This window comes from Parashewanella curva (assembly GCF_003675895.1).
Classification (GTDB): domain Bacteria; phylum Pseudomonadota; class Gammaproteobacteria; order Enterobacterales; family Shewanellaceae; genus Parashewanella; species Parashewanella curva.
In genome coordinates, this window is record NZ_ML014895.1 from 1 (window position 1) to 4,183 (window position 4,183).

The 4,183-nt window shown below is 36.8% G+C and carries 4 protein-coding genes; 2 read left to right on the plus strand and 2 right to left on the minus strand.

What is annotated here, in order from left to right:
- Window positions 1-257: 257 nt before the first annotated feature.
- On the minus strand, window positions 258-2,237 hold the full coding sequence (locus tag D5018_RS20740) for a hypothetical protein (protein ID WP_121840880.1): 1,980 nt from the start codon (window positions 2,235-2,237) through the stop codon (window positions 258-260).
- Window positions 2,238-2,554: 317 nt separating this feature from the next.
- Window positions 2,555-2,785, minus strand: a complete 231-nt coding sequence (locus tag D5018_RS20745) for a MerR family transcriptional regulator (RefSeq protein WP_121840881.1) — start codon at window positions 2,783-2,785, stop codon at window positions 2,555-2,557.
- 592 nt (window positions 2,786-3,377) lie between these two features.
- On the opposite strand from D5018_RS20745, the gene D5018_RS20750 reads away from it, so the two are divergent.
- Both D5018_RS20750 and D5018_RS20755 read left to right on the plus strand, forming a co-directional pair.
- Window positions 3,378-3,773, plus strand: a complete 396-nt coding sequence (locus D5018_RS20750) for a TrbC/VirB2 family protein (protein WP_121840882.1) — start codon at window positions 3,378-3,380, stop codon at window positions 3,771-3,773.
- Window positions 3,774-3,850: 77 nt separating this feature from the next.
- Window positions 3,851-4,183, plus strand: a 333-nt coding sequence (locus D5018_RS20755; RefSeq protein WP_133309364.1) for a transposase family protein, incomplete at its 3' end; no start/stop codon positions are given.

The window sequence follows — 4,183 nt, forward strand, 5'->3', positions numbered from 1 at the left end:
GGTAACTCTTTGTAGTTACTGGGTAACGTAGTATGCCTTAGAGGAGGCTTGAGCCGTATGCAGTGAAAGTTGCACGTACGGTTCTGAGGAGAGCGGCATCTGGCAACAGGTGTCGCTTATCCGACCATTCCTTGCTAGGCTTGCCCCAAAATTTATTAACAGTTTCATTTTAATATTTCAAAAATTTTTCATAAAAAAACCACGATTTATTACATCCTGCAGTAAATCGTGGGATATGAACAGAGTTTATAAAAATACTACTCTTTGATTTTATCTTTATTGATACCTCTGATAATTACATCATGCGTTTCTCTTGATGCGCCAACTCTGTTTATCACATCACCAATCTCTCTCAAATCTATGAAGCGATAGTAGTCGCCAATTTTTGCAATATGTAACTTATTAGGAAGAGAAAATTTCCGTTGTAAATCAGAGGGTACTATTATTGATGTTACATTTATACCCTGAATGACTTTTTGACTCCAGGAGGTTCTGTAGTTATCAAAGTTCCCCGCTGTATCAGGAGAAATTGCGGGTGGAAAGGCTGTTCCCACAAAAAAGGCAGGATCCGTACCAACTGCAGGATCCCTACCAATTGTAGGATCTTTTTTGCTCCAAAAGTAAGCTGGTCTCGGGCCGTGTACATTATTGGCAGAAAGATAAAGAATCGCCGTATTATGACCTCTTTCATCTGGTATATGCAAAAAATCGGCTACCTCTGCATCATTATTAGCGTGAATTCTAACATCTTTCGCGATAAAGCGATCTTGTAAAAGATGGTTAAGTCCGCTCGTGAAATGGTATATTTCTAGGTAGTTACATAAGTTAGGAAACTGATCACCACTTGGCTTTAATGAACTACATTTTTTTTCAGGCTGAGTTGGGTACAATATACTGGGGTTGTATATCGTTTCTTTTAACTGATATATCTCCATATCGTCTTGGTCGAGAAAGCGACCTAATATTGACCCATTTGATATAATTGCATCATGCCAACTACTGATTCCATCTAGTCCAAAGACTGCTGAAATATCAATCCCTTTAACCTTTGCAACTTTACCCGTAAGTACATATTGAAGATTTGTAGCTGAAGAATTCGTAAAAGTCATTCCATGATTATTTTTTAATTGAGTAAATAGCTCTCGAGAGTCAGGGTTTTGACTCAAGTTAATATCGCCTTTCAGGTAGTAGTTATTGAAATCACTTAAGATAAATTTACCATTCTGTTTACTAATATTTTTATCTGGTAACACATTAGGAGAGGCTTGACCATAGTCTCTATGCTGTGTTATTAGTGTTTGTCGAATTTCACTATCAGTAAAATTTAAGTTATTGACCCAAACAAGATTTTTTTCAGAATCCGCATAAGTGTTTATCTCTTGTCGAATATCATTACCTAGAAAAAACTCTTTAACATTTAGTGTTTTTGCGTTTTGTAAAGCTTGTAAATAGGCTAATTGCTGATTAATTTCCGAAGGAGATAAATCAGCAGAACTTACTGAGGCTATGTTAACTTGAGCAGGTGCAACTTCAGTTTTCTTTCCATACCTTTTATCATTAATTGATTCGGTATGAATATCAATATTGCTGAGGTACTTATGAACGGCAAAGTGGTGTTTATCCTTTTTTGTTACTTTTACTCCTTCTATAGAATTTAATTCATTGTGAATTTGTTGCATGGATGACATGAAGTGTTGAGCCATTTCTTGTAAATGTTCACCTTCTAACTTTTCTTCTTGAGTACCATTGCTTTTTAAAGCGAGGAAGTCTACACAGGCATCCATATCTGTAATGATTTCACGCTTGAATTTTTCATTTGCTTCGACTGCACTCTGCTGTAATGACATATCGTGATGCATCAATGAAGTAAGAGGTGTAACTTGATTACAGCCTGCAGGGCTAGCTATTTTTACTTTAACCATTTCATTGCTTGTGTCAGAAATAGGCATTTCGACATCAGCGATTAAAGGGCATTGCTTCAACTCTGCTTTTAAGTTTTCAGGGAAATGAAATACCCCCTTTTCATCTGATAATACAGATTGCTCAGTTGTATCGCACTGCATACTGCCGTTACAGTCAGCGCAAACCATCGTATAGGCGAGATATTTTTCATGAGATAAAACTCTGGGTGGAATAGGAGCTTCAATAGCCTTAGTAACTATTGTTTTTGAATTTTCATTACACCCTATTAAGAATATTACACATAGAGCAGTAACGAATAACGTGGGAAACTTCATCTGTACCTCCATTTTCAGATTTCCTAAACAAGCCTATTAAGGATAGACGAAGTTACAGATCGAATAAGATTAAATTTTCTGATTTATTAAGTGAGTTTGGAGAGCTGCTTCTAGCTTGAAATTGTCCAAAAACAAGCTAGCGAACAGGGCTAGAATTAGTTTTCTTCTTTTCAAACAAGTGAAATCGAGTACCATGATTTCTGATATTTAATGTAATGTTCTCTTGGCAGATTAACCAAGAGAACGATGCTTTGTAAGCAGAGATAATCTGGCAGAAGATAACTAATAGCAGCCCAATGTTTACTCTTAAGATTTAGCTATTTCATTTCAAATTGGTTAAGCCATTGTTCTACGGCAGTATAGCGGAATAGAACTTCTCGACCGAGCTTGATAGAAGGTGGAGCAAGAACCTTCACTCGTTCATCTTCAATGTTTAGCCCGTTGGCTAAAAACTTCTTTTGACGGCAAACTCTGTTAATCAGTGTTCGTTTGTCCATTCTGAGTAAATTAGCAAGCTGTGTGTAGTTGTAAAATTGTTGGTTACTCATAATACGTTTACTCCAAGCTGATTAAACATGACTCATAATGAGTTTCCCATATTTATATCATGGATAACGTAGATTACTACTTGAGTAAGATGGCAAAAAACACCACATTTCTCGACTTTAACGCTTAATTTTTGTTCTTATATATTCCATTGAAGCTTAAGGACTGCTTTGTCTAAATAGAAAAAGGTTAAGGGGAAATCAGACGCACATGTCTGAGCCAGTATGGCTCGGACGATGTTCCTGTTCCTGCCAACTGTTACTGATTCTGTTCCTGACAACTGTTACTGATCCTGTTACTGTTACTGGTTTAGAAATGGTTATGCTGACGTTTGCAAACCGATTTCAGAGCCTTCTTTAATCGTTTATAAAGGGTTTCTAAAGCCTTTTAAAAGCCGCTTTGCCTACTTGTTATTTTGTAAATTCATAATGGTTAGACAGTAGTATCATCCGATATATCATATTGCGAAAAGTATTTAGCGTAGGGTTTACAAGATCTATCTAACAAAATAGTATCAAAAAAATATTAAATGTAACTCGATGCAGTCATGGAGTTGAGCGTGTCGTTCGTTAATTACTTTTTGGAGTGTGGCGAATGTTGTACAAGCTTATTATTTACAAGTGTAAATTCACTGTAGTTAACAAACTTTGGAATAAAATTTTAAGATTTAAACAGTATCACATAAATTCAAAATCAATCACGTTAAAACAATTTCAGTCATTCTTAATTCAAATTACTTTCTTTTCTGCTTTATTCTTTTTTCCTGAAATCGCCTTTGCCGATCCCATTTCTGAAGGTGTAGATTGGGTGATGCAGCTTTTAACCAATGGCATTGCTCGTAGTGCAGCCATTATCGGAATCGCCATTTTGGGTTATCTGGCTTGGTTTGGGCGAATCACAGGTGAGACTTGCGGTAAGTATATTGCGGGGATAGTGCTGGTCTTTGGTGGATCGACTATTGTTGACCTCATTATTTCTGCTGTGAAGTAGAGAGGATAATCGGCTCTTCAGTAAAACAGATGTTTAGATCAGTTCATTAAGGTATAATGCTCCCTAAAAAGATCTAGATGTCCACTTCACTTCTTTATCACGGGTTCGGAATTCAAGGCCCTTACCACCACGTTTCGACTAAATACGAGAATGGTGCAGTAATTTTTAATATCGCTCATAACAGCAACATAAAATGTCCAGAGTGTCGCTCTCGTTCTGTCACCAAAAAGGGCATTAAACCTCGTCGTTTTCATGGCGCCCCAATTGGTAATAAGCCAACTTATATATGCATCAACAGCCAAAGAGTTAGATGTGGTGATTGCGGGATTACTCGCTTCCTTCCACTGCGTTTTGCACCTAGAGAAAAAGTCAGATATACCAAAGGATTTGAAAAGTATGTGCTATCTCTT

Coding starts and splice junctions, on each gene's coding strand:
- D5018_RS20750 (WP_121840882.1), top strand. CDS start 3,378: ATGTTGTACAAGCTTATTATTTACAAGTGTAAATTCACTGTAGTTAAC.
- D5018_RS20745 (WP_121840881.1), bottom strand. CDS start 2,785: ATGAGTAACCAACAATTTTACAACTACACACAGCTTGCTAATTTACTC.
- D5018_RS20740 (WP_121840880.1), bottom strand. CDS start 2,237: ATGAAGTTTCCCACGTTATTCGTTACTGCTCTATGTGTAATATTCTTA.